Source organism: Candidatus Limnocylindrales bacterium (genome assembly GCA_035626395.1).
Taxonomy (GTDB): domain Bacteria; phylum Desulfobacterota; class Binatia; order UBA1149; family CAITLU01; genus DASPNH01.
Map to the genome: position 1 here is coordinate 1 of DASPNR010000010.1, position 1,157 is coordinate 1,157.

Here is a 1,157-nt window from a genome sequence, read left to right on the forward strand (position 1 = left end):
ACCGTGCGGCCGCCTTCGCGGATGGCGAAGCGCAGCTTCTCTTCCATGGCGATGGGGGTGATCAGCTCGACGTTCAGCTCGGCGTTGTCGCCGGGCATGATCATCTCGACGCCTTCCTTCAGGTGCACGATGCCGGTCACGTCCGTGGTGCGGAAGTAGAACTGCGGACGGTAGTTGGTGAAGAACGGCGTGTGACGGCCGCCCTCTTCCTTGGTCAGGATGTAGGCCTCGGCCAGGAATTTGGTGTGCGGGGTGATCGAGCCCGGCTTGCACAGCACCTGGCCGCGCTCGACGTCCTCGCGCTTGGTGCCGCGCAGCAGCACGCCGACATTGTCGCCCGCCTGGCCCTGGTCGAGCAGCTTGCGGAACATCTCGACGCCCGTGCAGGTCGTCTTCTGCACCGGACGGATGCCGACGATCTCGACCTCCTCGCCGACCTTGACGATGCCGCGCTCGACGCGACCGGTCACCACCGTGCCGCGGCCCGAGATCGAGAACACGTCTTCCACCGGCATCAGGAACGGCAGGTCCACCGGACGCTCCGGCTGCGGAATGTATTCGTCCACCGTCTGCATCAGCTTCAGGATCGACTGCTCGCCGATCTCCGGGTTGACGCCGTCCGTCGCCGCCTTGGCCGAACCGGCCGTGATCGGGATCTCGTCGCCCGGGAACTGGTAGCTGGAGAGCAGCTCGCGGATCTCCATCTCGACCAGCTCGAGCAGCTCGGCGTCGTCCACCAGGTCGACCTTGTTCATATAGACGACCAGCGCCGGCACGCCGACCTGACGGGCCAGCAGGATGTGCTCGCGCGTCTGCGGCATCGGGCCGTCGGCCGCCGACACCACCAGGATGGCGCCGTCCATCTGCGCCGCGCCCGTGATCATGTTCTTCACATAGTCGGCGTGGCCCGGGCAGTCGACGTGGGCGTAGTGACGGTTGGCCGTCTCATACTCGACGTGCGCCGTGTTGATGGTGATGCCGCGCGCCTTCTCTTCCGGCGCCGCGTCGATGTCCGCATACTGCATCGCCTTGCCGCCGCCCGACTTGGCCAGCGTCATCGTGATCGCCGCCGTCAGCGTCGTCTTGCCGTGGTCAACGTGACCGATCGTGCCGATGTTGCAGTGCGGCTTGGTGCGTTCGAACTTTTCCTTGGCCAT

At 65.9% G+C, this 1,157-nt stretch carries 1 protein-coding gene; it reads right to left on the reverse strand.

What is annotated here, in order from left to right:
- A partial coding sequence (tuf, locus tag VEC57_05930; GenBank protein HYB98658.1) for an elongation factor Tu occupies window positions 1-1,157 on the reverse strand: 1,157 nt, incomplete at its 3' end.